This window comes from Chryseolinea soli (genome assembly GCF_003589925.1).
In the GTDB taxonomy this organism is placed as follows: domain Bacteria; phylum Bacteroidota; class Bacteroidia; order Cytophagales; family Cyclobacteriaceae; genus Chryseolinea; species Chryseolinea soli.
Genome location: NZ_CP032382.1, coordinates 2,520,602 through 2,545,567, shown reverse-complemented (window position 1 = coordinate 2,545,567; position 24,966 = coordinate 2,520,602). Strand labels below are relative to the sequence as shown.

At 50.9% G+C, this 24,966-nt stretch carries 27 protein-coding genes; 10 read left to right on the top strand and 17 right to left on the bottom strand.

All coding sequences use genetic code 11. The annotated features are described in order from the left end of the window. Positions 1–64 precede the first annotated feature (64 nt). The 3 genes from D4L85_RS11020 to D4L85_RS11010 are packed head-to-tail and all read left to right on the top strand — an operon-like array spanning position 65 to position 2,225. Positions 65–577: an AAA family ATPase gene (locus D4L85_RS11020; RefSeq protein ID WP_119754356.1), complete on the top strand. Its 513-nt coding sequence runs from the start codon at positions 65–67 to the stop codon at positions 575–577. A 4-nt stretch (positions 578–581) separates the two neighbouring features. Then, positions 582–1,820 carry an MFS transporter gene (locus tag D4L85_RS11015; RefSeq protein ID WP_119754355.1) on the top strand — a complete coding sequence of 413 codons (1,239 nt, stop codon included), beginning with the start codon at positions 582–584 and terminating at the stop codon, positions 1,818–1,820. Between the two features lie 6 nt (positions 1,821–1,826). Then, positions 1,827–2,225, top strand: coding sequence for a DUF2721 domain-containing protein (locus D4L85_RS11010; RefSeq protein ID WP_119754354.1), 399 nt, complete (start codon positions 1,827–1,829; stop codon positions 2,223–2,225). A gap of 61 nt (positions 2,226–2,286) precedes the next feature. Here the strand turns inward: D4L85_RS11010 and D4L85_RS11005 are convergent, their stop codons facing one another. Further along, positions 2,287–2,583: a hypothetical protein gene (locus D4L85_RS11005; RefSeq protein WP_119754353.1), complete on the bottom strand. Its 297-nt coding sequence runs from the start codon at positions 2,581–2,583 to the stop codon at positions 2,287–2,289. Between the two features lie 189 nt (positions 2,584–2,772). Between D4L85_RS11005 and D4L85_RS11000 the strand changes: the two genes are divergently transcribed. Further along, on the top strand, positions 2,773–3,870 hold the full coding sequence (locus D4L85_RS11000) for a sensor histidine kinase (protein ID WP_119754352.1): 1,098 nt from the start codon (positions 2,773–2,775) through the stop codon (positions 3,868–3,870). Beyond that, positions 3,867–4,607, top strand: a complete 741-nt coding sequence (locus D4L85_RS10995; RefSeq protein ID WP_228450852.1) for a LytR/AlgR family response regulator transcription factor — start codon at positions 3,867–3,869, stop codon at positions 4,605–4,607. Before D4L85_RS11000 ends, D4L85_RS10995 begins: the two co-directional genes overlap by 4 nt. On the opposite strand, the gene hemH is transcribed toward D4L85_RS10995, so the two are convergent. Genes hemH through D4L85_RS10980 form a run of 3 tightly spaced genes read right to left on the bottom strand, consistent with a single transcriptional unit; the run spans position 4,604 to position 8,615 of the window. Beyond that, positions 4,604–5,611, bottom strand: coding sequence for a ferrochelatase (gene hemH / locus D4L85_RS10990; RefSeq protein WP_119754351.1), 1,008 nt, complete (start codon positions 5,609–5,611; stop codon positions 4,604–4,606). The genes D4L85_RS10995 and hemH overlap by 4 nt on opposite strands. An 8-nt stretch (positions 5,612–5,619) precedes the next feature. Beyond that, positions 5,620–6,789 (bottom strand): hypothetical protein, encoded by a 1,170-nt coding sequence (locus D4L85_RS10985; RefSeq protein ID WP_119754350.1) that lies wholly within the window; start codon positions 6,787–6,789, stop codon positions 5,620–5,622. Continuing rightward, positions 6,789–8,615 (bottom strand): PAS domain-containing sensor histidine kinase, encoded by a 1,827-nt coding sequence (locus tag D4L85_RS10980; protein WP_119754349.1) that lies wholly within the window; start codon positions 8,613–8,615, stop codon positions 6,789–6,791. Before D4L85_RS10980 ends, D4L85_RS10985 begins: the two co-directional genes overlap by 1 nt. A gap of 303 nt (positions 8,616–8,918) precedes the next feature. Here D4L85_RS10980 and D4L85_RS34740 point away from each other — a divergent pair, with 303 nt between their 5' ends. Beyond that, positions 8,919–9,788, top strand: a complete 870-nt coding sequence (locus D4L85_RS34740; RefSeq protein WP_228450851.1) for a YdeI/OmpD-associated family protein — start codon at positions 8,919–8,921, stop codon at positions 9,786–9,788. A 58-nt stretch (positions 9,789–9,846) separates the two neighbouring features. Further along, positions 9,847–10,497: a DUF4349 domain-containing protein gene (locus D4L85_RS10970; protein ID WP_160143663.1), complete on the top strand. Its 651-nt coding sequence runs from the start codon at positions 9,847–9,849 to the stop codon at positions 10,495–10,497. 12 nt (positions 10,498–10,509) lie between these two features. Here the strand turns inward: D4L85_RS10970 and D4L85_RS10965 are convergent, their stop codons facing one another. Continuing rightward, the gene (locus D4L85_RS10965; protein WP_119754347.1) at positions 10,510–10,926 is read right to left on the bottom strand and encodes a hypothetical protein; all 417 of its coding nucleotides are present in this window, start codon (positions 10,924–10,926) and stop codon (positions 10,510–10,512) included. A gap of 171 nt (positions 10,927–11,097) precedes the next feature. On the opposite strand from D4L85_RS10965, the gene D4L85_RS34675 reads away from it, so the two are divergent. Further along, on the top strand, positions 11,098–11,475 hold the full coding sequence (locus D4L85_RS34675) for a helix-turn-helix domain-containing protein (RefSeq protein WP_185154865.1): 378 nt from the start codon (positions 11,098–11,100) through the stop codon (positions 11,473–11,475). Between the two features lie 38 nt (positions 11,476–11,513). On the opposite strand, the gene D4L85_RS10955 is transcribed toward D4L85_RS34675, so the two are convergent. The 12 genes from D4L85_RS10955 to D4L85_RS10900 form a co-directional block, all read right to left on the bottom strand. After that, on the bottom strand, positions 11,514–12,161 hold the full coding sequence (locus D4L85_RS10955) for a class I SAM-dependent methyltransferase (protein WP_119754346.1): 648 nt from the start codon (positions 12,159–12,161) through the stop codon (positions 11,514–11,516). Beyond that, positions 12,143–12,973 (bottom strand): hypothetical protein, encoded by an 831-nt coding sequence (locus D4L85_RS10950; RefSeq protein ID WP_119754345.1) that lies wholly within the window; start codon positions 12,971–12,973, stop codon positions 12,143–12,145. Before D4L85_RS10950 ends, D4L85_RS10955 begins: the two co-directional genes overlap by 19 nt. Before the next feature lie 58 nt (positions 12,974–13,031). Continuing rightward, on the bottom strand, positions 13,032–13,922 hold the full coding sequence (gene atpG / locus D4L85_RS10945; protein WP_119754344.1) for an ATP synthase F1 subunit gamma: 891 nt from the start codon (positions 13,920–13,922) through the stop codon (positions 13,032–13,034). A 23-nt stretch (positions 13,923–13,945) separates the two neighbouring features. Beyond that, positions 13,946–15,526, bottom strand: coding sequence for a F0F1 ATP synthase subunit alpha (atpA, locus tag D4L85_RS10940; protein WP_119754343.1), 1,581 nt, complete (start codon positions 15,524–15,526; stop codon positions 13,946–13,948). Between the two features lie 13 nt (positions 15,527–15,539). Beyond that, positions 15,540–16,100, bottom strand: a complete 561-nt coding sequence (gene atpH, locus D4L85_RS10935) for an ATP synthase F1 subunit delta (protein ID WP_119754342.1) — start codon at positions 16,098–16,100, stop codon at positions 15,540–15,542. Between the two features lie 3 nt (positions 16,101–16,103). After that, on the bottom strand, positions 16,104–16,598 hold the full coding sequence (gene atpF / locus D4L85_RS10930; RefSeq protein WP_119754341.1) for a F0F1 ATP synthase subunit B: 495 nt from the start codon (positions 16,596–16,598) through the stop codon (positions 16,104–16,106). A gap of 79 nt (positions 16,599–16,677) precedes the next feature. Next, positions 16,678–16,926, bottom strand: a complete 249-nt coding sequence (gene atpE, locus D4L85_RS10925; protein WP_073134174.1) for an ATP synthase F0 subunit C — start codon at positions 16,924–16,926, stop codon at positions 16,678–16,680. A gap of 58 nt (positions 16,927–16,984) precedes the next feature. After that, complete coding sequence (atpB, locus tag D4L85_RS10920) at positions 16,985–18,031, bottom strand: F0F1 ATP synthase subunit A (protein WP_119754340.1); 1,047 nt, start codon at positions 18,029–18,031, stop codon at positions 16,985–16,987. Between the two features lie 90 nt (positions 18,032–18,121). After that, positions 18,122–18,496, bottom strand: a complete 375-nt coding sequence (locus D4L85_RS10915; RefSeq protein ID WP_160143662.1) for a hypothetical protein — start codon at positions 18,494–18,496, stop codon at positions 18,122–18,124. Continuing rightward, entirely contained in the window at positions 18,493–18,729 is a 237-nt protein-coding gene (locus D4L85_RS10910) for an AtpZ/AtpI family protein (protein WP_119754338.1), read from the bottom strand. Before D4L85_RS10910 ends, D4L85_RS10915 begins: the two co-directional genes overlap by 4 nt. After that, positions 18,683–19,114 carry a bactofilin family protein gene (locus D4L85_RS10905; protein WP_073134182.1) on the bottom strand — a complete coding sequence of 144 codons (432 nt, stop codon included), beginning with the start codon at positions 19,112–19,114 and terminating at the stop codon, positions 18,683–18,685. Before D4L85_RS10905 ends, D4L85_RS10910 begins: the two co-directional genes overlap by 47 nt. 12 nt (positions 19,115–19,126) lie before the next feature. Continuing rightward, positions 19,127–19,987 (bottom strand): M23 family metallopeptidase, encoded by an 861-nt coding sequence (locus tag D4L85_RS10900; protein ID WP_228450850.1) that lies wholly within the window; start codon positions 19,985–19,987, stop codon positions 19,127–19,129. Between the two features lie 95 nt (positions 19,988–20,082). Here D4L85_RS10900 and porW point away from each other — a divergent pair, with 95 nt between their 5' ends. Together porW and D4L85_RS10890 are read left to right on the top strand one after the other, a co-directional pair. Continuing rightward, positions 20,083–22,686, top strand: a complete 2,604-nt coding sequence (gene porW / locus D4L85_RS10895) for a type IX secretion system periplasmic lipoprotein PorW/SprE (RefSeq protein WP_160143661.1) — start codon at positions 20,083–20,085, stop codon at positions 22,684–22,686. Continuing rightward, positions 22,655–24,964, top strand: coding sequence for a transglycosylase domain-containing protein (locus D4L85_RS10890; RefSeq protein WP_228450849.1), 2,310 nt, complete (start codon positions 22,655–22,657; stop codon positions 24,962–24,964). The genes porW and D4L85_RS10890 overlap by 32 nt, the downstream gene beginning before the upstream one ends. Positions 24,965–24,966: the final 2 nt, after the last annotated feature.

Sequence of the window (24,966 nt, the reverse complement as noted above, 5' to 3'; positions counted from 1 at the left end):
AGGATCGCGCTAATTTTACAGAAATATAAACGATTTTCGGCCTATGAATTCAAATTCACTGCCAATGGTTAAAAAAGTCGCGGTGATTGGTCCGGAGTGTACCGGTAAATCCGAGTTATCACAATTTTTGGCTGGGTATTTCAAGACCGAATGGGTGCCCGAATATGCGCGGGGATTCATAGACCACCTGATCCGTCCCTACGAAGAACACGACCTACTCACCATCGCCCACGGCCAGCTTCGGCTGGAAGATGAATATGCCCGCGACAGCAACAAAGTGCTGTTTTGCGATACAAACCTGTATGTGATCAAAGTATGGAGCGAAGTAAAATTCGGCTCCTGCGCGCCCGATATCCTCCACGAAATCGCAACCCGGCCTTACGATCTCTACCTGCTCACCTACGTCGACGTGCCCTGGCAAGACGACCCCCAACGCGAACACCCCACGCGACGCGAAGAACTTTACGAGCGCTACCTGAACGAAATGAAAAATCAGGCGGTCCCCTTCGTGGAAATCAAAGGCGCGCGCGAACAGCGTCAGCAAACCGCCCTCGACGCGGTTCAAAAAATCCTCTAGCATCATGAGTACTCCGACTGGCCCGTATGCGGCCCTGAAGATCCCGGACTTCCGTCTTTTTATCTCTACGCGCTTTTGCGTGACACTGGCCATCCAAATCCAAGCCGTCGTGGTGGCCTGGCAAGTGTACGAGATCACCAACGACCCACTATCGCTCGGCTTGATCGGCTTGGCCGAAGCCGTCCCTTCCATCAGCGTTTCATTATATGCCGGTCACCTCGCCGACATCATGAACCGGAAAAAGATCATCGTGATCTGCCTGGCAACTTTATTGCTGTGCTCGTTGTCGTTGCTCTTTTTCACGCTGGAGCCGGGTAAGTTTATTCTGAACTATGGTGCCCTCCCCATCTACGCCGTGATCTTTGTCAGCGGCATTGCGCGCGGCTTCATCACACCCGCGCTCTTTTCGTTCATGCCCCAACTTGTTCCCCGCGAATTGTATAGCAACGCCATCACCTGGAACAGCACGCTTTGGGAAACCGCGGCGATCGGCGGTCCTGCGCTTGGGGGTCTTCTTTATGGCTGGCTTGGTATTCAGGCCTCTTATGCCGCCGATGTGTTGCTCATGCTGACTGGATTACTTCTGGCAATCGGTGTAACCAATAAACCGGTCCCTCCTGAGAGTGAAGAGCAGGGCATCTTTGAAAAGATCAAAGCAGGATTGCGGTTTGTCTTCCATCATCAAATTATCCTGGGCGCCATTTCACTCGACTTATTTGCCGTGCTCTTTGGCGGCGCCGTAGCTTTGTTGCCGATCTTTGCCAAAGAAATATTGATGGTGGGACCACAGGGTCTTGGCCTATTAAGAGCGGCGCCATCCGTCGGAGCGTTGCTCATGGCGTTCTACATCACCCATCACCCGATCAAAAAGAACACCGGAAAAATTCTTTTATATTGTGTAGCCGGATTTGGCGTGTGCATGATCCTCTTCGCGCTTTCGACCAACTTTTTGATTTCCTTGTTCCTGCTCATGATGAGCGGGATGTTCGATTGCGTGAGCGTCATCATCCGCGGCACACTGTTGCAAACGCTAACGCCCGAAAACATGAAAGGAAGAGTGTCGGCCGTGAATCACATTTTCATCGGCTCGTCAAACGAGATCGGCATGTTCGAGTCGGGCGTGGCGGCAAGATTGCTGAGGGTTGTGCCCTCGGTAATTTTCGGGGGATGCATGACGCTGGTTTCGGTTGGGACAATCGCGGTGCTGGCAAAATCTTTGCGTCGACTACAACGTGTTCACTAAACGGATATGGATATCTCCATCAATACACCGGCCCTGCTCTTCCCTGCCATCACATTATTGATGCTGGCCTACACCAATCGTTTCCTGGCGTTGGCCACATTGATCCGCAGCCTTCACACGAAATACAAACAGGTGCAGGAGGAACGTGAGATTATTCAGGCTCAGATCCGGAATCTCAAAAAGAGGTTGACGCTGATCAAGCACATGCAGGGCGCCGGGATCAGCAGCTTCTTCCTTTGTGTGCTTTCGATGCTGTTCTTTTACCTGGAGAATCAGGTGATGGCTTTTAGCTGCTTTGGGCTGAGCTTATTGTTTTTGCTGATCTCGCTGGCACTTTCGTTGAATGAAATTTATATCAGCACGCGGGCGTTGGAGATTGAGTTGAAGGACATGCTGGAGGAATAGTTACTGAAAAATAAAAATAAAAAAGCCCAGCGAATGCCGGGCTTTTGCTCTAACTACTAAATCAAATCGAACGTCTCGATCTGTTCTTTTTTGAAGCAACCGCGTCGCGATCATTGTATTGCTTTAACAACTGGTCAAGCTTCTTTCTATATTTTGCTTTCTTTATGTTGATGTAGGCACCATCGATCGTGACTTCATGTACCAGCGCATTGCCGGCGTCATAAAAACGGACGATGGAATAATTGGTGTGCTTGGGATTGGTTTCTACAACCCAATAAACGGGCGACGGCGAGGCTTGAGCAAAGGCTGTGGTCAGGGCCAACAGCGCAAAGGCGGATAAAAGGACAAGGCGTTTCATAACTTTTGATCTTTTGATGGAAATACGTGAAGTCTGTTGAGAAATATTTGAGACTTAGCCTTATGCAGGCCTTTACCAGACATAGAGAAGAAGCCCGGCGATCAAATGGTTTTATCGACGATAACGGCACTTTTGTCTACAAATGACTTTTTCCCACAACCTTTAGCTGCAGAACGAGTAAGTTTAGCGATGGATAGTTTCTTTTCGCGGTTGGTCCTGTCCGGAATCCCTTCTTACCGTTTTGCGCGGCATTTTCTATTCTGGCTGGCGTGGTGGCTATTCTTTGGGGTGCTCTATGGATTTTACTATATCGAAGACTCCTCCACGCTGTTCAAGATCTCCTTCGTCGAAGCGCTTATCTTTTTGCCGGCGCATATGTTTCTCAGCTATAGCATCATCTACGGCGTGCTGCCCAGGCTCATCCTGAAAGACCGCTACTGGCAGGCCTTGCTGTCTACGCTTTTCATGATCATGGTAGCCGCCGGAATATCGACGCTGTTGAACAAGTTTGTTATCGCAGGCTATCGGGCATGGGTAGATTTTCCCATGAGACACACGACGGTTTTTTATTCGTTCATGGGCGGGCTGCGCGGCTCCATGACAGCAGCTGGATTTGCCGTGGCCATCAAGCTGGTGAAGAATTTCTATCGCAAGCGCGTCGAGACCGAAAAGCTCGAAAAAGAAAAGCTTCGCGCCGAGTTGGAATTGCTGCAAGGACAGTTGCATCCGCATTTCATGTTCAACACGCTCAACAGCATTTATTCGCTCGCCCTGAAAAAATCGGATCGCACTCCCGAGACCATCTTGAAGCTTTCGCAGCTCATGCGCTACATGCTCACCGATTGCCGGGGAGCCACCATCGAATTGCAAAAAGAGATCCAAGTGCTGTATGACTATATCGACCTGGAGAAGGAACGGTTTGGCAACCGACTGGATATGACCGTGAACGTGCAAGGCGATCTGCAGCGTCCCTACATCGCGCCGTTGTTGCTCCTGCCCTTTCTAGAGAACAGTTTTAAACACGGCGCCAACGAAATGATCGAACAGGCATGGATCAGTCTCGATCTTAACGTACAGCAATCGGTGCTGAAATTCAAACTGGCAAACGGAAGGGTAGATGAAAGCACCTCGCAGGAAAATTCCGCTCACGTAGGCCTCCTCAACGTGAAGAAAAGACTGGAGCTGCTGTATCCCAACGGCCACGAACTCCGTATCACCGAAGACACGGACCTGTTTGTGGTCTCTTTAACCATCGAGCTGGACAAGATTAAAATACCCTACGCGTGATCCCCAAATTTCGCTGCCTGCTGATCGACGACGAACCCCCCGCGCTGGAGGTGTTGCGGACGTATATCGCAACGCTGCCCACCTTGGAAGTCGTGGGGGAATGCCATCACGCCCTGGCAGCCTTCGAGTTTCTCCGCCAGCATCCCGTGGACCTGCTCTTCCTCGACATCCAGATGCCCCGCTTGCTGGGCACAGAATTTCTGAAGGCGCTCCCCAATCCTCCGCGGGTCATCTTCACCACAGCGCACCGCGACTACGCCGTAGAAGGCTTTGAATTGGGCGCTGTCGATTATTTATTGAAGCCCTACTCCTTGGAACGCTTCCTGCGCGCCGTGCACAAAGTGCTGGACCTCGAACAACGTCAAGCCCCAACGCCCGGCAGAAAAGAATCGCTGCACGCTGCCGACGAGCGTTTCCTCTACGTCCGCGCCGACCGCAAAATGGTAAAGATCATGGTGGACGAGATCCAATACATCGAAAGCTTGAAAGATTATGTAAAGATCGTGACCACCAGACAGGTCATCACCAAACAGACCATCACCGCGTTGGAAGAAATGTTGCCGGAGGAAGACTTCATGCGCATCCATCGCTCCTTCATTGTGGCCGTAAAGAAAATAGATTCCTACAGTCAACACGCCGTGTTCATGGGCAAGACAGAACTGCCCGTGGGTCCGTTGTATAAGCAGGAAATTATGAAACGACTGAATAAGGTTGGCGTGAACGACGCCACCGATTAGGTGATCACCAGGTCTTTCAGACAGTCGATCCAGGTAGGATGATCATTCAGACTCTCCACCAGCTGCACTTTTTCTCCGCCGTGTTCTTTAAAGATCTCCTGGTATTCGTCACCGATCTCGATGATCGTTTCCAGGCAATCGGCTGTGAAGGCGGGCGAAAATACAAGGATCTTTTTCATTCCCTTGCGAGCGCATTCCTCCACGACTTTATCGGAAAACGGCATGAGCCATTTTTTATCCAGGCGTGATTGAAAGCAGACCGTGTATTTTCCCTCGGGAATGTTCAGCTTTTCCACCAACAGCCGGGTAGTGCCATAGCACGTGGCCTTGTAGCAGTATTTGTTTTCTTCGGTGATCTCTTGCTCGCAGTTGTGATTTGCACAACGACCATCGTTGTGCACCTTATCTACCTGCCGTTCGGGTAGGCCGTGGTAAGAGAAAAGAATATGATCGTAGTCCGCTAAATTATATTGGCGTCCACGGGCTACGAAAGCCTCGATGAATTTCGGATGATCGTAATACTGGCTGATGAATTTCACTTCCGGCACCACCCACCAGGTGCGCATCACCCGCATCACTTCATCCAAGGCCGAACCCGTCGATGCCGACGCATATTGCGGGAACATGGGCAGCACCACGATCTTCTCATAATTCAGCTTTCGCATCGCTTCCAGGACATCAGGAATGGAAGGATTCTTGTAGCGCATGGCCAGGTGCACTTCGTAGTCGCTCCCCAGCGACGCTTGTAACAAATCTTTTGCCTTTTCGCTGTAATACAACAACGGCGACCCGTTGGCCGTCCATAGTTTTTGATAGATTTTGGCCGACTTGGGTGCGCGGAACGGGACGATCAAAAAGTTCACAAGCAACTTTCGCGATAGCCACGGCAGATCGATCACCCGTGGATCGTTGAGAAATTGTGAGAGATACGAACGCACATCGCCAACAGCGGGGCTATCGGGTGTGCCGAGATTTATCAGTAAAACGCCGGTTTTGCTTTTCATACTTTTCTCTAACCTAGGATGGGCGCCCGCTTGAAGGGTTTGGTCTCATCAAACAGCTTGCGATAGGTGGCATGCCGCTTGCAGACCGTTCCGCCCACCTGTTCTACGACAAGGATCATCTTCGGGTTGAAGTCGCCGATCCAATTCATTTCATATTCATCGTAACGGTTGTACTGGTCCTGGAGCACGACCCGCGAATTCATGATCATGGCACCGTCCAGCCCCTTGCCTTGATGCTCGGGCACCACGCCAAACAAAATTCCAAACGCCTTGCGGTTGGTCTTCATGATCGTGTGATACAGGAACTTCAATTTGCCGATCCAGTTCAGTTTTCCGTTCACGTATTTGAAGATCTGGTTGATCTCCGGCAGCGATAGAAAGAAGCTCACCGGCTCACCTTTATAAAATCCAAAATACAATAAGCGACGGTCCAGGATGGGTTTCATCTGCGCCACCAGCAAACGCGCCTGCTGCAAGCTCAGCTCCGGATTTTCCGAACGGTTTGCCCAGGCTTTGTTGTACACGTGGTGCAGGTACTCGGCCAATTTAGGAAGTTCGCTTTTTTCGAGGCAATGAAAATCGTAGTCCGGATCTTTCGCCGTGATGGCCGCCTTCTCGCGCAGTCGCTCGATGACGGGCTCTTTGATGAGGCGGAAGAAGGTGAGTTGATAGAAGTAGACCTTGAATCCGTACTCCTCAAAAAAATCTTTGTAGTAGGGGAAATTATAGTTGCACTGGTAGTTCGGCTCGCGATCGAAGCCTTCAATGAGCAATCCCCACCACCGGTCGCGGCTGCCAAAATTAACCGGACCGTCCATCGCTTCCATGCCTTTGCCCTGGAGCCAATGCTTGCACTGGTTGAAGAGCATGAAGGCCGCATCCTTGTTGTTGATGCATTCAAAGAATCCCATTCCGCCGGTAGGCTGGTCGTTCCCCTTCTTTACGGTTTTCTGATTCACAAAAGCGGCCACACGGCCGATGGTCTCCTGTTTGTCGTTCACCAAGATCCAGCGAACGCATTCGCCATGACGGAAGGTCTTGTTCTTTTCTTTGTCGAAGACAGCCTCCACATCCTTGTCCAGCGGACGGATCCAGTGGGGTTCGTTTTTATAAAGCTTCACCGGCAGCATGAGAAATTCATGGGCCTGCTGGCGCGTAGATACTTCGTAGATCTTCATTATTGTTCAACGCCTATGGAAGGCATTTTGCCAATCATACTGTTTATGCGGTTGGGCAGCAAAATAGCAAAGCGGGTGCCATGACCCAACCGGCTGGCCACCGTGATCTGTCCACCCAATTTGTCGATGGCATTTTTCACGATGTAGAGACCGATTCCCGATCCGTCGGATTGTTCTGTGGCGCGATAAAACATTTCAAAAATTCTTTCCAGGTTCTCTTCACTGATGCCGATGCCGTTGTCGGCAAAGACCATTTCGGCACGAAGGTGATCAATGTTTATTTTAATACCAATTTCGGGAGCGACTTGTTCTAACTGGCGGTATTTAATGGCATTGGAAATGAGGTTTCGCAGGATTTCGGCAATACGCCACGGGTCGCTGTAGAAATCGATGCCTTCCACCTTGATCATGCGCTTGATCTCCTTGGCCCCCTCCAGGTAGTTGAGATCGTTGAAGGTCTCCTCGATGATCTTGGTGAAGTCGACTTTGCGCACACTCACCTCCATTTTCAGGTTTTTGGAATGGCTCAACACATCGCCGATGAAATGGTCGAGGTGTTCTACTTTGCTGCCGATGATGTCGATGTAGTCCATCGGGTTGTCGGTGTTGCCCGGCAGCTTGGCCAGATTCACCAGGCCCAGGATGGACGACAGGGGGGCACGCAGATCGTGCGAAACTTTATAAACAAAATTGTCGAGTTCGCCATTGCGGATCTTCAATTCTTCTTCTACCCGTTTGCGTTCCGTGATATCGACATATACGCCATAGATCCCGATGGTCTCGTTGTCCAACATCACCGGCATACCGTAAAGGATCACGTTCACGATCCGGCCGTGACGATGCCTTCTGACGGTTTCGATGCTCACGATGCGATGGCTGGTGATGAGGTTGTTGAGGTCGACGCCCTCGTGGGTGAGTTCCTCGGGCACGATAAAATCGTTGATGCTGCGCCCCTTCAATTCCGGGAGCGTATAGCCGAACATTTCTTCGAACCCTCTGTTAACCTGCTCCACTTTTCCCGAGTCAGTGAGCAGTACGACGGCCATGGGCACATTCTGAAAAAGTTGGGCCAACAGGGTTTCATTCTTTTTGATCCGCGCCTCCACCTGCTTGCGCTCCGTAATGTCGCGGAAGATCACCTGCACACAGGGCTCGCCGCGGAAAGTGAACGGATAGGCCATCGTCTCCACGTCGATGACCTGGCCGTCTTGGCGCACGTATTTTTGTTCGATCATGGCCCCGGGCAACCCTACGGCCACTTCTTTCATTCTACGAATGACGCGTTGATGATATTCGGGGTGCACAAAGTTCAATACATCTGTGCCCACCAGGTTCTCGCTTTTTTCACCCCCTAAAATGGCGTGGGCAAAAGCATTGGCAAAAACCAATTTGCCTTGTTTGTGGATGACCACCCCAATGGGCAGTCGTTCGATCAAGGATTGATATCGCTCTTCGCTTTCGCGGGCGGTTTCTATGCGTTCGGTAATGTCCTGGATAATGCCCCGGCGGATGATGACGCCGTCGCTTCGAAGCTCGTGATTCGAGCGTATTTCGACCCACTTGATCTTGCCGCGCACTTGCATGCGCCCTTGCCAATTCCATTCGCGCCCGGCCTGTTCGCTGACCAGCGAGCTGGCCTGTAGTTGCCCGATATCCTCCCTATGTACGAGGGCGTCCATCGCCCCGGCGTCGTTCATGACCGCCTCTGGCGAAATGCCCAGCAACGACTCGCAAGCCTCACTGATGAAATCGAAACGACGGATTCCATTGGGCAGAATCGTGTATTCGTAGATAACAGCGGGCAAATGCTTTATAAGATCGCGCATAGGTTTCGTGACAAGCAAACGGCTTGAGTGCAAATAGCGGGCCTAGGAATGGTTGTCTAATCTTAAACTGCGCAAGATAATTTATATAGGCTTAAGAAAACAAGGCAAAGCACCCCCTTTTCCAAAGTTTATTGCCTCATTATAAAGGAGTTTCACCATTTTATTCTGTATTTTTTCGGGGAAGAAGTTAAAATTTTACCCTCCCTTTCGGCTTCGACCTTTAAATTTGAACGGGCTTGAAGGTTTCATGTCCCTCAATGGGAAGTAAGAAAACCATTCTTAAGCCGGAAAAATGTAACTGCTATGGACAAGATTCTAACAGGCAAATTGAAAGTCAAAACGACCGACGAGGGGCTGGTATTGAACGCTCCTTCGGGCTTTGATCAGAAGCCTTACGACACCACCCCAAAAGCAAAAGTCTCCTATGGATTTGTTTTGCTTTTCACCAAAGACAAAGCAGCACTCGATAAGCTCCTTCCTAAGGCACTGAAGGCATTGAAAGAAGATGCCTTGTTTTGGGTCGCCTATCCCAAGAAGAGCAGCGCTATTAAAACCGACATCACCCGCGACAACGGCTGGGATGGGCTTCAAGCTGCAGGATACGAAGCCGTGAGCCTGGTCGCCATCGACGACACCTGGTCTGCACTACGATTCCGTTCGCGTGCAAAAATCCCCGTGCTGAACCGCTCCTCGAAGACCTCGGGAAAACGCTTCCGTGCTACGATGGAAAAACCTTCCGATGGAATTGATGGCGCCTTCATCACCGTGCCCTTCGATGTTGAGAAAGAATATGGCACCCGCGGCCAGGTGAAAGTGAAGGCCACCTTCGACGGCCACCCCTATCGTGGCATCCTGGCGCCGATGGGAAACGGTGGGCACGTCATCATTGTCCGGAAAGACATCCGCGAAGCGATCGGCAAAAAAGCCGGCGATAAGATCGATGTCACCCTCGAAAAAGACACCGAAGAAAGAGTACTGGAAATATCCGATGACCTGCAGGCCCTGTTGAAAAAGAATGCCGCTGCCCGGAAGTTCTTCGAGACCCTGTCGTATACCAATCGCAAGGAATATGCGGTCTGGATCACTTCCGCCAAAAGAGAGGAAACCCGCTTGAAAAGGCTCGACGACACATTAACAAAACTCCTCGCGGGCAAAAAGAACCCCGGCAGCTAAATAGCTTTCGGCTTGGATTGATTTTTGTTTTTTTATGGGATGTAAAAAAATCTATCCCATGAAAAACATGCTTCTCTGTGCCACCCTCCTGCTATGCCTTGCTTCATGCGGGACGCATACTTCGTACAGCGCCCGGTATTTGAGTGACCTCCGGTCGGCACCAACAGCCGAGGCTGCGGCCGACAAAAACCGCGTAGTGCTTTACAACGCCTCCATAACGCTACTGTTAAAGGAGCCCGACAGCCTTAACAAAAAGCTTCCCCTGCTCACAAAAAAATACGACGGCTATGTGATGACCGTTGGCGACGAGCTGTCAACCATACGGGTGCCTGCCGCACAGCTTAGCAATGTTCTACAGGACCTGTCTGCCATGGGCAAAGTGACAGCCCGTTCCCTTTCTGGCCAGGACGTGACCGATGATTATACTGACTACACCATCCGGCTCGACAACGCCGAGAAAGCCAGGCAACGCTACTTGCAGTTACTGGAAAAAGCAGAAAACGTCGAAGCCGCTGTGAAAGTTGAAAAGGAGCTGGAACGCCTCAACAGCGAGATCGATTTGCTCAAGGGCAAGCTTGCCCGTTTTGACCACCTGGCGGCCTTTTCCACGGTGACCATCCACCTGCGGAAAAAGCATAAGATCGGCCTGTTGGGCTATCCGTTCGTGGGTCTGTATAAAGGGATAAAATGGCTCTTCGTTCGCGACTAAATGTAACCTGGATTATAACAGTGTCATCTTCCGGAGCCAGTGCCGGGCGTCGCGGATGGAGTCGAAGAATTGCACTTTCATGATAGTGGCTTCGTCGATCATTTCCCGGATCGTGAGCTGCGTGAATTTGCTGCTGGGCATGACAATGGCCAGGTAGCGGACACCGGCTTTCTCCATTTCCGGCATCACGTGGCCCCGGAAATAGGCCACATCCTCGTCCAGCACGGGACCGGCCGTGCGACTGTCGGTGAGCATATGGAGTTTGGGGTAGTTGCGAATTTCCTGGCGCATCAGCTCCAGGCGCTTCATTTGCACAAAGTTGTAATGCTCGCTATAGCGGGGCACGCCATTCAGGGTGAGCTTGATGCAGGGAATCGATTCGTCCAGCTCGATGGTGGCGTATTCGTCCTTATAAAAAGCTTTTACCATGCTTTCTGAAGCGGTGAGAGGTGGGGCAAAACCTAGAGTCATGGCTTTGCATACGTAAGTTTACGGCTTAAAGGCGACACTGTAAAATAATTGGTTACAAAACCACCCCTGAAAAGGGCCAAACCGTAACCGCAAATTTTACGTAACTTAGAAGTACAAAATCCAATCCCCATGGCAACCATAGAAATTGGTGAGAAAATCAAGGAAGTCTTCGACAACCGCCACATGAAGCTGACTGATTTTGCCGACGAGTTGGGAACCGTTCGGCAAAACGTCTATCGTATTTTTAAAAAGCGTCACGTGGACACGGGCCTGCTCCTGAAAATTTCACAGGTGCTGGATCATAATTTCTTCCAGTACTACGTGTCGTCCCCCATCCAGGAAGAAGGCGAGGCCATCAAACAACTCAAAACCGAAACCTCGGACTTTCAAAAACAGCTGGAACTCTCCCGGAAGGAAATCGACTACCTGCGCAGGATCATCAAACTGATGGAGGAAAAAGCCGAGCTGGTGCAGCAACTGGGAAAAGATTCGATGATGCTTCAATAACGCCCGGACAAGGCTCTTCCACACTTACCCTTTGATTCTTAACGCTCTTTTCCCCGACGGGAATACCGGACGCTTTTCATAAAGCTCCCAAAAAAAAGCTGCTCCTCCTTTGCCTCCCACCCCTGCGCCGTCATCTGCTGCTCCCATGGCGGAAGCTGTTTTGCCTCGATGCCGCAGCACCAGCGAAAAAATGTATACATCACGTTTAGCAATATCCGTTGCCACCAGACTTTGCGCGCTATAAAATCGGATACAAGCCAGACACCTTCGGGCGTAAGCGATGCGTCTATCTTATCGATCACGCGCTGTAACTTCGCGGATGGAAACAGATCCAGATAAAAAGCTGTGATCACCGCGTGAAATTGAACTTCGCCAGGAATAGAATCTTCTGTTCCATGGATAAATTTCACTTGGGATTTCTGTCGTTCCGAAAGCTTCTGTTGCGCTTGCTCGATCATTTTCGCTGAGGCTTCAATATACCACACCTTACTTTCCGGATGCCGGTTCAAGAGTTCGGCCAATAGCCACCCCGTACCACCACCCAGAATCAAAACATCGGCGGAGGAGGGTATGGCTTTCAGAAAAAACAATGGCGCCTTGCGTATGGCCGACCCATAGACCAGGCTGGCAAACCGGTCGTATACAGGAGCCAGTACATCAAAGCCTTTTAAAGATTGCTGCTCCATACCAAATAGAACAAGGGAAGGAGAAATACTGCATCGCCCAGCAGGCGATAGGAGTCGTGTTGGGCAAAATGCTTTCGAAAGGCAAAGATCAATGCCAGCACCAAACCCATCGTTGCCACGATGAGCACAGCCGGTTTCATTTCGGTATGGTAGAAAGAAAATCCTGCCACCACAAAGATGCTTCCGGTCAGGCACCAGATGCTTGCCCGGGTGACGGGCTCGCCCAACATCGTTACAAACGAAGGTTGCCGATCCTGTTTGTCGTCTTCGCGGTCGAACCAGGAAAAGATAAGCAGGTTTAGCCAGGCGACCAGCATGAATTGAACGATGAGCAGGTAGTGCCCGGTCGTGAGTGTGTCGCCCGTGACAGTAATGGAAGGCAACAGCACACCACAGGTGTACAGACAGGCAATACAGATCTCTTTTAAAAACTTAAGATACCGCTGCACGATCAGGTAGATCCCCACGCCAATCGCCAGCACCGTGCCCCAGACAAAAACCTGTTTCCGTATAAAGAACACGATCACCACGTTCACCAGCACCCCGGCAAGGGCCGCGATCAACAACGTCTTAAAATGCTCCTGGTGAAACCGGTGACGCAATGTGGAAGCACTTTTGCCAATGGTGTAGGCGTCCCGCAGGTGGTCGGCCGTATAGATCACCCACACCGTCAACCCCAGCGCTAGGAGCCCCACGGGCCGGATGGCTACGTCCAGCACCCGGGCAAAAAAAAGCGCACTCACCACCGCTCCCACCACAATGTCGAGGCTCAGGAGGTTGACGTAGCGATATACCCGTGAAAATCCGGTCATAAAAAAAGTCTCTCCGCAAGCGGAGAGACTTCAAATGTATGCCTTAAAACTATAATTCTTATGCCGACTTCAACGCTTCCGCGCCACCCACGATCTCGAGGATCTCTTTGGTGATGGCCGCCTGGCGTGACCGGTTGTAGCTCAATTTCAATTCCTTCAAAAGCTCGCCCGCGTTTTCCGTGGCTTTGTCCATGGCCGTCATCCGTGCACCGTTTTCGGCAGCGTTGGAATCCAGCAGGGCTTTGAAGATCTGTACTTTCAGCGAGTTGGGGATCAAGGCTTCCACGATCTCTTGCTGGCTGGGCTGGTAGATGTAGTCGATCTGTGTGGGTGCAGCACCGGCCTGAGGCTCGGGCGACACCACCGGCAACAGTTGTTCCGTGCGCAGGATTTGTGTGGCTACGTTCTTGAATTCGTTGTAGACCAATTCGACCTTATCGAATTTGCCTTCGCGGAAAACCTTCATAATGTATTCGCCCACTTCGGAAGCGTGCGCGAAGGTGAGGGAAGAAAACAGACCGGAGTATTGGCCCACGACCTCATACTTGCGCTTGGCAAAATACTCGGCCGATTTTTTACCGATAGGCAAAATCACAACGTTGCCTTGACGCGATTGCGCTTCGTATTTTTCCTGGATCAGGCGGGTCACGCCTTTCATCACGTTGGTGTTGAACGATCCGCAAAGACCACGGTCGGAGCTCACGGCCACAACGAGAATGCGTTTCTCTTCGCGCACTTTGCTGTACCAGTTGTCGCTGTCGCCGGAAAGCTGGGCTTCTGAAAGATTCTTCAGAATAGCGTTCAGTTTCTGCGCGTAGGGACGCATCTGGGTGATCCTTTCCTGTGACTTGCGCAGCTTGGCCGCCGCCACCATTTTCATGGCTTTGGTGATCTGCTGCGTGCTCATCACCGACGTGATCCGGTTCTTAACTTCTTTTAAATTAGGCATACCTGGTGATCAGTGTCTACAGATTAAGCAGCGTATTTGGATGCAAGGTCCTGAGCCGTTTTCTTGATGATGGCCACATCGGCATCTTCAAATTTGCCGGCGCGCAGGTTGTCCAGCAAGCCGCGGTTCTGGGCGCGGAGCAGGTCGAGGAATTCTTTCTCAAACTGCTTCACTTTGTTCACGGGAACTTGATCCATAAAACCACGGGTCGACGCCGTGATGATGGCCACTTGCTCTTCCACCGGCACGGGAGCATATTGATCTTGTTTCAAGATCTCCGTGTTTCTGCGACCGCGTTCGATCGTAAGTTTCGTAGCCGCATCCAGGTCGGAACCGAATTTCGCAAAAGCTTCGAGTTCGCGGAATTGGGCTTGATCCAACTTCAACGTGCCGGCTACTTTCTTCATCGACTTGATCTGTGCCGAACCACCTACGCGCGATACCGAGATACCTACGTTGATCGCCGGACGGATACCGGAGTTGAAAAGGTTTGTTTCCAGGAAGATCTGACCATCGGTGATGGAGATCACGTTCGTGGGAATATAAGCAGACACGTCGCCGGCCTGTGTTTCAATGATGGGTAGCGCGGTCAGCGATCCGCCGCCTTTCACCAATCCTTTGATGGAAGCAGGCAGGTCGTTCATGTTCTGCGCGATGGCGTCGTTGTTGATGATCTTCGCCGCCCGCTCCAGCAAACGGGAGTGGAGGTAGAACACATCGCCAGGATAAGCTTCGCGTCCAGGAGGTCTTCTCAACAAGAGGGACACTTCGCGGTAGGCAACAGCTTGTTTCGACAAGTCATCGTAGATCACCAGCGCAGGGCGGCCGGTGTCGCGGAAGAATTCGCCAATCGCTGCACCGGTAAAGGGAGCGAAGAATTGCATAGGTGCGGGATCTGCAGCCGACGCAGATACAATCACAGTATAAGGAAGAGCACCTGCTTTCTCCAAAGCCGAAGCTACGGAAGCTACGGTAGAAGCCTTCTGTCCGATGGCCACGTAGATACAATATACAGGTTGACCTTTTTCGTAAAATTCTTTTTGGTTCACGATCGTGTCAAGCGCCACAGCCGTCTTGCCGGTCTGACGGTCGCCGATGATGAGCTCGCGTTGACCGCGACCTACAGGGATCATGGAGTCGATGGCCTTGATACCGGTTTGCAGCGGTTCGTTCACGGGCTGACGGAAGATAACCCCGGGAGCTTTGCGCTCGAGTGGCATTTCATACAGCTTGCCGCTCAACGGGCCTTTGCCGTCGATGGGCTGACCGAGTGTATCCACTACGCGACCCAACATGCCGTCGCCTACATTCACGGAGGCGATCTTGCCGGTGCGTTTCACGGTGTCGCCTTCCTTGATGCCTTTGGACTCGCCCAGCAACACGGCGCCTACGTTGTCTTCTTCGAGGTTAAGCACCAGCGCTTTCAGGCCGGTCTCAAACTCCAGCAACTCGCCGGCTTGTGCCTGTGTAAGGCCGTAGATACGGGCCACACCATCGCCCACGGTGAGAACGGTGCCCACTTCTTCGAGTTCGGCTTCGGTGCGGGATTGGGAAAGTTGCTCGCGCAATATTGCTGATACTTCTTCTGGTCTGATCTCTGCCATGATTCTTTAGAGATTAAAATTCTTTTATGTAGGGGTTATAACTAAAATTCACTTTCAGCGCCTTCAACTTGTTCTTGATGGAAGCGTCGATCTGACGGTCGCCAACGTTGAGCACAAAGCCACCGATCATGTCTTTGTCTACTTTCTCGGTGAGCTCGACTTGTTTCTTTTCGGTCAGTTGTTTCACGATGGTTTCGAACTCGCCGCGCAACTTAGCGTCCAGCGGAATGGCCGTGGTGATGCTCGCTTTGCCGATGCCTTTGTATACGTTGTAGGCCGTGTGAAATTCACGGGCTATGGCGGGCAACAGGGGTTCACGGTTCTTGCGGGTGAGGATGTCGAGGATGGAAAGTGTGAGGGCATTCATTTTGCCTTGGAACAACTTTTCCAGGATGTCTCTCTTCTTGTCGTGTTTGATAATGGGATTGGTGAGCATCAATTCGAATGCCCGGTTCTCATTACAAATCTTCGACAGCAATTGCATGTCGGTGTGCACGGCTTCCAGTGCATTCTTCTCTACGGCGAGGCCCAGCAGAGACTTTACGTAGCGTGACGCTGCTCTTGAGTCTGCCATGCCTTAGTTGATCTTTAGATCTTTGAGATAGGTATCCACCAACGCCTTTTGCGACGAATCGTCGGAAAGGTTTTTCTTCAATAGTTTTTCGGCGATCTCCAACGAAAAATTGGAAACCTGGATCCGGATGTCTTTCATGGCCGCCTGTTTTTCGACGTTGATGGCCGCGCGGGCATCTTCGATGATCTTGTCGGCCGTTTTTTTGGCGGCGATCTGCGCTTCCTCTTTCAAACGGTTGCCGGCTTCGCGGGCGTCGCGCAACATTTTGTCGCGTTCGTCGCGGGCTTCCCTCAGCAGGTTCGCATTGTCGGCTTTGAGCTTGGCGATCTCGGCACGCGTGTTCTCGGCAGTGTCAAGAGCATCCTGGATGGATTTCTCTCTTTCTTTCAGCGATGACAGAATGGGTTTCCATGCCAGTTTTGACAACAGTAAAAACAACAGCACGAAAATGATAAGTTGCCAAATGATGAGGCCGGTGCCGGGGGTAAGAAGTTCCATATTTTATAAAAAATATCTGGTGTAGTTCAACAAAGAGAAACCTGCCCGGCCAAGTGCCTAAGACAGGTTCCTGATTTTTTTACGCTGCGCGCTGAGAGATCAGCAAGCAAATTACGAGCGCAAAGAGGGCAGCCACTTCAATAAGGGCGGCGATGATCAGCATGGCGCCCTGGATCTTTCCAGAAGCCTCCGGCTGACGTGCCATACCTTCCATGGCCGAACCACCAATGCGGCCGATACCAATTCCAGCGCCAATTGCAGCCAGACCAGCACCGATACCTGCACCCATGATCGCATAGCTGATGTCCAATAAAAGAGCTAATAGCATAATTGTAAAATAGTTAAGTGAAACAAACCCCGACTCCGGGGAAATCTTTATTTAAATCTTAATGATGTTCATGTTCTGCGGTGGACATGCCGATGTACAACGAAGAGAACAACGTGAACACATAAGCTTGTATACCTGCAACCAGCAATTCAATCAAACTAATAAACAATACCATCACGGTCGATCCCGCGCCTACCCACACGCTCTTGAAAATGAACGCGAGGCAGATCAAGCTCAGCAATACAATGTGTCCTGCGGTGATGGCCACAAAAAGACGGATGGTCAGCGAAATGGGTTTTGTAAAGATGCCTACAATTTCAACTGGCAAAATGATCAAGCGAAGGGGCAGCGGCACACCAGGCGTCCAGAAAATGTGCGCCCAATAATCTTTGTTCCCTTTGATGTTCGTGATGAGGAAGGTGAGTACGGCCAAGGTCATGGTGACCGCGATATTACCCGTCAGGTTCCCTGCACCCGGCAACAAGCCGAGGAAGTTTCCGAAGAGGATGAAGAAGAACAGCGTCAACATGTAGGGCAAGTACTTTTCATAGTGTTTGCCGATGTTGGGCTTCACGATCTCATCGCGCACAAAAACGATCACCGGCTCCATGAACGATTGGATACCGCTGGGGGCTTTACCAAGGTTCTTTTTATAGCCTTTTGCAACCGCCATGAACACCAACAACAACAACGCCGCGTTGATGAGCAGCATGGCCACGTTCTTGGTTATGGAAAGATCCAGCACAGACTTACCGTTCAGCACGATGTGCCCCAGTTCGTCAAGTTTGTAGCCGTTATATTCTACTTTGTTATGATGCTCGTCGTAAAGGTTGTGCGAAGAAAAGATATTCAGGCCTTTTTCAGAATAGACGATCACCGGCAGGTAGATGGTGCCGCCATGATCCCACAAATGCCAAATATGATCATCCAGCACGTGGTGGATAATCACCTCGCTGGCATTGAACCCGTGTTCGGAAGCGGTAGGCTCTTCCTGCAGCTCGTGTACCTGGGCTTCATCGGTCGCAGAAAGGGCCGGCGAAAAGGCGGCGAGCAGTACGATGAGGGCAACAGAAAATTTCTTGGAAAGACTCAAAAATACGCTCATTCAGGGCTAATTTCAAGGTTTTTGAATACGAGCGCAAAGGTATTAATTAATGCTCCAGAAAAAAATCTTTTATAAAGATTTTACCCCTCTTCAACGCTCTCCGCCGCTGGTAATCCGGTGGTACAAAAAAGCGATCTCTACGACCGTAAAAATGAAATAACCGAGCATGAAAAAGACGACGTTGGCCACGGCGCCGGGCTTGTCTTCTAGAATGACAAACAAATTGTAGGCACCGTAGGCAATGAATTTCACCACCATGGTGAGCAGGTACAATTGCAGGAACAAACCGGTCTTGTTGCTTTTATAGAGATAGCGGAAAATAATTGCGGTGCTAAACACCAGGAAAATGAGCGTCTGATAAAAAAAGGAAGGCAGCACACCGATCCAACCGTGTGCGTGTGCGTACAGGCTGCCCAATGCGAGCAACACGGCACATGCGAGCAGTGCTATTAAAAAACGGATCAAGGATTGTCGCGTTTTATTGACCGGTAGACCTGGTACATCATGCCCGCAAACGCCACAAATCCAAACAACAGCATGAAGGCGGGCATTTTGAGTTTCAGCCGGAGGTCCAGCCAATGTCCCAGCCATCCAAACACGCCGATCACTACCAGGAGTTGAATGGCCAGGCTGCTATATTTCAGATAGCTGTTATACGTTTTTAACTTCTTGTTGGGGGATGGCTCGGTTAAGCCCATTTTCGCCGATTTTGATGTCCTTGATCACGGCGCCCATCTTGCAGGAGCCGTTGAAAACAGCCCCGGGTTCAACCACCATCTTGCCGGTGATGATGTCACCGTTAATGACGGCTGTGGCTTTCAACACCAGCAATTCGGTGACCTCGATCTTTCCCTTCACTTCGCCTTCGATGTCGGCATTTTGAGCAATGATATTGCCCTGCACCTGCGAAGAGGTGCCCAGCGCCACTTTGGATTTGGACTTTACGTTGCCGGTAATCTTTCCTTCGATGCGGATGTTGCCGTACGTTTCGATGTTGCCCTCCAAAAAGGTGCCTTTGCCGATGTTGTTGCTGGAGTTGCTAATCTCTTCGGCTGCGCGTTTTTGTTCTTTAGAAGTTAGCATGACGTTCTGGTTTTAAAAAGTTACAAATTCTTCGGGGTTCAGAGAATTGCCGTTATACCACAATTCGAAGTGAAGGTGTGGGCCATTGGTTAACTCTCCGCTATTGCCAACTATAGAGATAATTTCACCTCCGTTGACAAAAGTACCAACTTTTTTCAAGAGTTGGGCATTGTGCTTGTAGGTGGAGATCAAATTACCGCGGTGCTGCACCATTATTACATAACCGGAATCCTGGGTCCACGATGAAAAAACCACCGTGCCATCGGCGATGCACTTGATGGGTTCGTTCGCCTTCGCCACAACGTCCACCCCAAGGTGACCCTTTTTCACATCATACTGGTCGGAGATAAATCCGGTGATGGGCGAGTAGAAAAACGTCTCCTGCAATTCCTTGTATTTCGAGTTGAGCGCGATCAGCGACATGTCCGATTGCTCGAAGTCTTTGCGAAACACCGAATCGGTGGGAGTGGCTTTTAAGTCGGTAGGCTTCGCTACGGGCTGTTGATCGCTCCCGAGGGTCTTGGCGGGATCTTCAAAGTTGCTGGTGTCGCCGCTCAGCACGCGCTGAAAATTGGCGATGAACTGGTCCTTGCGTTCCACTTCCAGACCCAGCGAATCCACCTTCAGGGCCAGCTCGAGCAGCTGCCGGTTCAGCACCATCTGCTCGTGTTTGGGGTCAAACCATTTGGCCAGGATCGTCTTGGACATAAACAGGCTCATCGTGAAAAGGCCCGTAAATAAAATCACTGAAAAAAGAATTACTTTCGAGTAGGTAAAACCCATGCTCGTTTTTTCGGCGAAGTTCTCTTCGTTGCGGATAACGAGTTGATAACGGGTGGTCAACCAGTTCGATAATGTTTTTTTCGGCTTCAAAATATTCCGCTTTTTTGCACAAAATTAGATATTCCAGGCTATTATAATATGGAATTTAGGTTTTTTGCGTTTTTAACATCACAAATCACAGTCACTTGAGAGGCCCCCTTTTTTATATACTGCTTGTCTTCATTCTGGCTGTCATGACGGCCTGTTCGTCTGACCAAAAGACCCTAACGTCCCTTGCCTATCACAACACAACGGCGCACTTCAACGGATATTACTACGCACGCGAAGAGATCAGGAAAGTTGAAAAGAGCGTCTGGAGCAGTATGGTCGATGACTACAACCGCATCCTGAGACTCTACCCCGCGCTGGACTCCGCTCAGGCCAAGGGTTATGACAAAGACATACAAGAAGCCATCAAGATGGCCTCGCTCGCCATCCAACGCCACCCCAACAGCAAGTGGGTCGACGACTCCTACCTGTTGGTGGGCAAGGCCCGGTTCTACAGCATGGACTGGGGCAATGCCATCCAGACCTTCAAGTTTGTGAACACCAAGAGCCTGGACCTCGACACAAAACACGCCGCCATCATCGAGCTGGTACGCACCTTCACCGAACACAAAGAATACAACAATGCACAAGCTGCGATCGACTTTGTGCAGAAAGGGAAACTGAGCAAGGAGAACAAGAAGAACCTGCTGTTGGCCAAAGCTTACTTCTACCAGGAACAGGGCGACCTTGACTATATGGTGAGAAATCTCACGGAGGTGACGCCCCTGCTCAGAAAGAAAGATCGTCCCGGCCGGATCTTTTTTATCGTCGGACAGACCTATCAAAAACTCGGCTTCGAATCAGAAGCGTACAATTACTATAAGCGCTGCCTGTCTACCAATCCCGAATACGAGGTAGACTTCTATGCACGCCTCTATATGGCACAGGTAACGGAAATATCGCGCAGCAAGAGTGTGAATGCGGCGCGCAAATCGTTCCGGAAACTTTTGAAGGATAGCAAGAACAAGGAATTCAAAGACAAGATCTTTTACGAGATGGGTGTTTTTGAATTGAAACAAAAAAATCTAACGCAGGCCCTGGAGGACTTTAACCGCTCGATCCGCGAGGGCAACAACAAAAGAATCGACGGCGAAGCTTACCTGAGGTTGGGAGAAATTTACTACGACACGCTGCGCAAATATGAACTCTCACAAGCCTACTACGATAGCGCCATCAATGCTCTGCCCAAAGACTATGAGGGCTACGATCGAATAAAGGCACGTCAAAGCATCCTGGATGAGTTCGTGAAGAACCTCAATACCATCAAATGGCAGGACAGCCTTTTGGCTATGTCAGCGCTGGACTCGTCTACCCTGCGCGCGCGCATCGACTCCGCCTTCCAGGCTAAGAAGCGTCTGGCCGATAGCAACGAGAGCAAGAAAAAGAAAAAGCGCAACCGCATAGAGATCGTCTCCAACACGAACAATGTTTTTTCCTCGGGCGATGACAACGGGCAACAACAAGAGGGCGACGACGCCACCGATTGGTATTTTGGCAATCCATCGGCCATGTCGCTGGGCCAAACCGAATTCAAACGCATCTGGGGTAACATCGCACTGGAAGACAACTGGCGACGGTCGCTGCGAACGTCCACCGCCACGGCAGCCCGCAGCGCCTCCGATGGTGCCACACCGGCCGCCACAGATCAACAAGCTGTGCCCGAGCCAGCCGCCAGCGATCCCGTTGCCGCCGAATACACGCGCGTAGACAAACAGATTCCACGCACCGACGAGCAGAAAAAGGAGGCTCTCAAAAAAATCGAGGATGCCTATTTTAACCTCGGCGATATCTACTATTTTAAATTGCTGGAAAAAGACAATGCCGTAACGTCATACAACACCTTGCTTCGCCGTTTCCCGGACACCGCATATGAGCCCGAAATATTATACAAGCTCTATCTGATCTTTAAAGACGTCGACGCCGCCAAATCCGAAAGCTATGCATCCTTGTTAAAGACAAAGTATCCGAATTCGGATTTCGCCAAGATCCTCATCAACCCCGACTATCTGAAGGAATCGAGTCAAACGGCCGAGAAGCAAAAAGAACTGTACAAAACAGGCTACGACCTTTATCAGAATGGCGAATACCGGCAGGCCCTGCAAGCCCTTAACCAGGCTTCGGAAATGGGCGAAACCTCATTTTCTTCCAACATCGAACTGATGAAGGTGATCCTGTTGGGAAAAACAGAAGACATCAACCAATATCAATTCGCCCTCGATCAGTTTATAAAAGCCCATCCCGACGATCCGCTGACGACCTACGCCAAGAAATTGCTGGATGCTTCGCACACCTTCCAGGCCGACCAGGAGAAAGTGAAGGGCATACAATACATCCGCTCGTTCGAAGAGCCGCACTATTTTGTGTTGGTTCACCGCAGGGCCGATAACCTCAGCGCGTTGGTGAGCGGTATGCTGGAGCGATTTGACGAGGAGAATTTCAAAGAGCTGAAATTGAAGACCAGCAACCTGGTCCTAAACGACGAATACGTCCTCACGTTGGTAGACGAATTGCCCCGCATCAGCTGGGCCTTGGAGTACAAGAAAACGTTCAACGAAAAGCTTTCCACACTCACCGAGTTAAGGAACCATAAATTCCATAGCTTTGTCATTACAAAAGACAATTTCGATATATTTTACCGAACAAAAGGTCTTGATGAATACCTCCAATTCTTTGAAAGAAACTACCCTGCAGAAAGTCAATAGAATCCTGCTTACCCAAAGTCCTTGGTTTAAAAAAGCTACAAAAGGCATCTGGATACTTTTCCTCTGTATCATCCTCGGTTTTCCACTCTACGTGCTCTCGGTGAGCATCAACCTGTTCGGCCTGTTTGGCGACATGCCCAGCCTGAAAGCCATTGAAAACCCCAAGAACGACTTGTCGTCTGAGTTGATTTCTGCCGATGGTGTTTCGTTGGGTCGTTATTTCCGGTTTAACCGCAGCCAGGTGAGCTACGAACAGCTGTCGCCGGATCTGGTGAACACCCTGTTGCTTTCGGAAGACCATCGTTTTTATGACCATTCCGGCCTGGATTTCCGCGCCTATATGCGGGTGATCTTCGGGGTGCTCACGTTCAACTCGTCTTCCAAGGGCGGTGGAAGCACCATCACCCAACAGCTGGCCAAAAACCTCTTCAGCACCCGCGGGGAGGAATTGGATGGACCTTTGATGGTGGGACCGCTGCGCATTCTCATCAGCAAGACCAAAGAATGGATCATCTCCGTGAAGCTCGAAAAGAACTTCACCAAACAGGAGATCATCACCATGTATCTCAACACAAGCGATTTCAGCAGCAATGCCTACGGCATCAAAGTGGCCGCCGAAACCTACTTCAACAAACAACCCTCCGAACTGAACGTCCAGGAAGCGGCGGTGCTGGTGGGTATGTTGCAGGCCCCTTCATTCTATAACCCCAAGCGCAATCCCAAGAATGCCCTGTCCAAAAGGAACGAGGTATTGTTTAAGTTATACAACCACGGCTACATCCGCTCGCGCGAAACTTACGATTCGTTGTTGAAGCTTCCCATCCACCTGGAGTATGCTGTGCAAAATCAAAACGAAGGGCTGGCCACCTATTTCCGTACCGTGATCCTGAACGATCTCATGGCGTGGTGCAAAGAGCACGGCTATGACCTATGGGAATCGGGATTAAAAATCCATACCACGATCGACAGCCGCATGCAACGCTATGCCGAAGAGGCCATGGCCGAAAGCATGAAGCCTCAGCAAAAGACATTCGACACCCATTGGAAAGGCAAGAACCCCTGGATCGACGAGGATTGGAATGAGATCAAGGGTTTTCTCGATTCGCGCATCAAACAAACGGAGACCTACCGGAACCTGGTGGCCCGCTATGGCGCAGGCAGCGACTCGGTGAAAATCATGCTGAAGTTGAAGAAACCCATGACCATCTTCACCTGGAACGGAGAGCGCGACACGCTGTTCAGCTCGATGGACTCGTTGAACTATTACAAGCGCTTCCTCCACGCCGGCTTTATGTCGATGGACGCCCGGACCGGTGCCATCAAAGCTTGGGTGGGCGGCATCAATCACAAATATTTCAAGTACGATCACGTTCGGCAGGGAACACGGCAGCCGGGTTCTTCTTTCAAACCGTTTGTGTATGGCACAGCGCTGGAAGCGGGTTACAATCCTTGTTTGAAATTGCAGGACGTATCTCCCACCTTCAAAGTCCCGGGTGGCACGTGGAGCCCGCCCAATGCGGAGGGCGATCGTGGAACGGGCGAATGGCTCACCATGCGGCAAGCCATGGCCAAATCGAAGAACTCCATCACGGCCCAGGTGCTGCAGCGCGTGGGCCCCGAGAATGTCGTGAACTTTGCGCGACGCGTGGGCATCACCAGCCCGCTGGATGCTGTGCCGTCGTTGTGCCTGGGGGTGAGCGACGTGTCGTTGTATGAGATCGTGGGCGCCTACAGCACCTTCGTGAACTCGGGCATTCACACGCAACCTTTCTACATCACACAGATCGAAGATAAAAACGGCAACGTGATCGAGAACTTTGTACCCAAAACGCGGCAAGCCATCAGTGAGCAAACGGCCTACAAGATGATCTACATGTTGATGGGCGGTGTGCAGGAAGAAGGCGGAACCTCGCGAGGACTAAACTTTAACCTCAAGACCGAAAACGAAATTGGAGGCAAAACAGGAACCACCAACAACGCCTCCGACGGCTGGTATATGGGCATCACGCGCGACCTGGTTTCGGGTGCCTGGGTGGGGGGCGATGAGCGCAGTATTCACTACAAACAATGGGATCTGGGGCAGGGCTCAAAAACAGCACGCCCCATCTGGGAAAAATTCATGTTGAAAGTGTATGCCGATGCATCGCTGGAATATAAAAAAGGACAGTTCAGAAGGCCGGCCGCCAAAATGGACATCACCTTCGACTGTAGCTCGTATGAGCTACCGCCCGACGATGCCGGAACGCCTCAGGAAGATTGGAACCCCAATAACGAATAAAG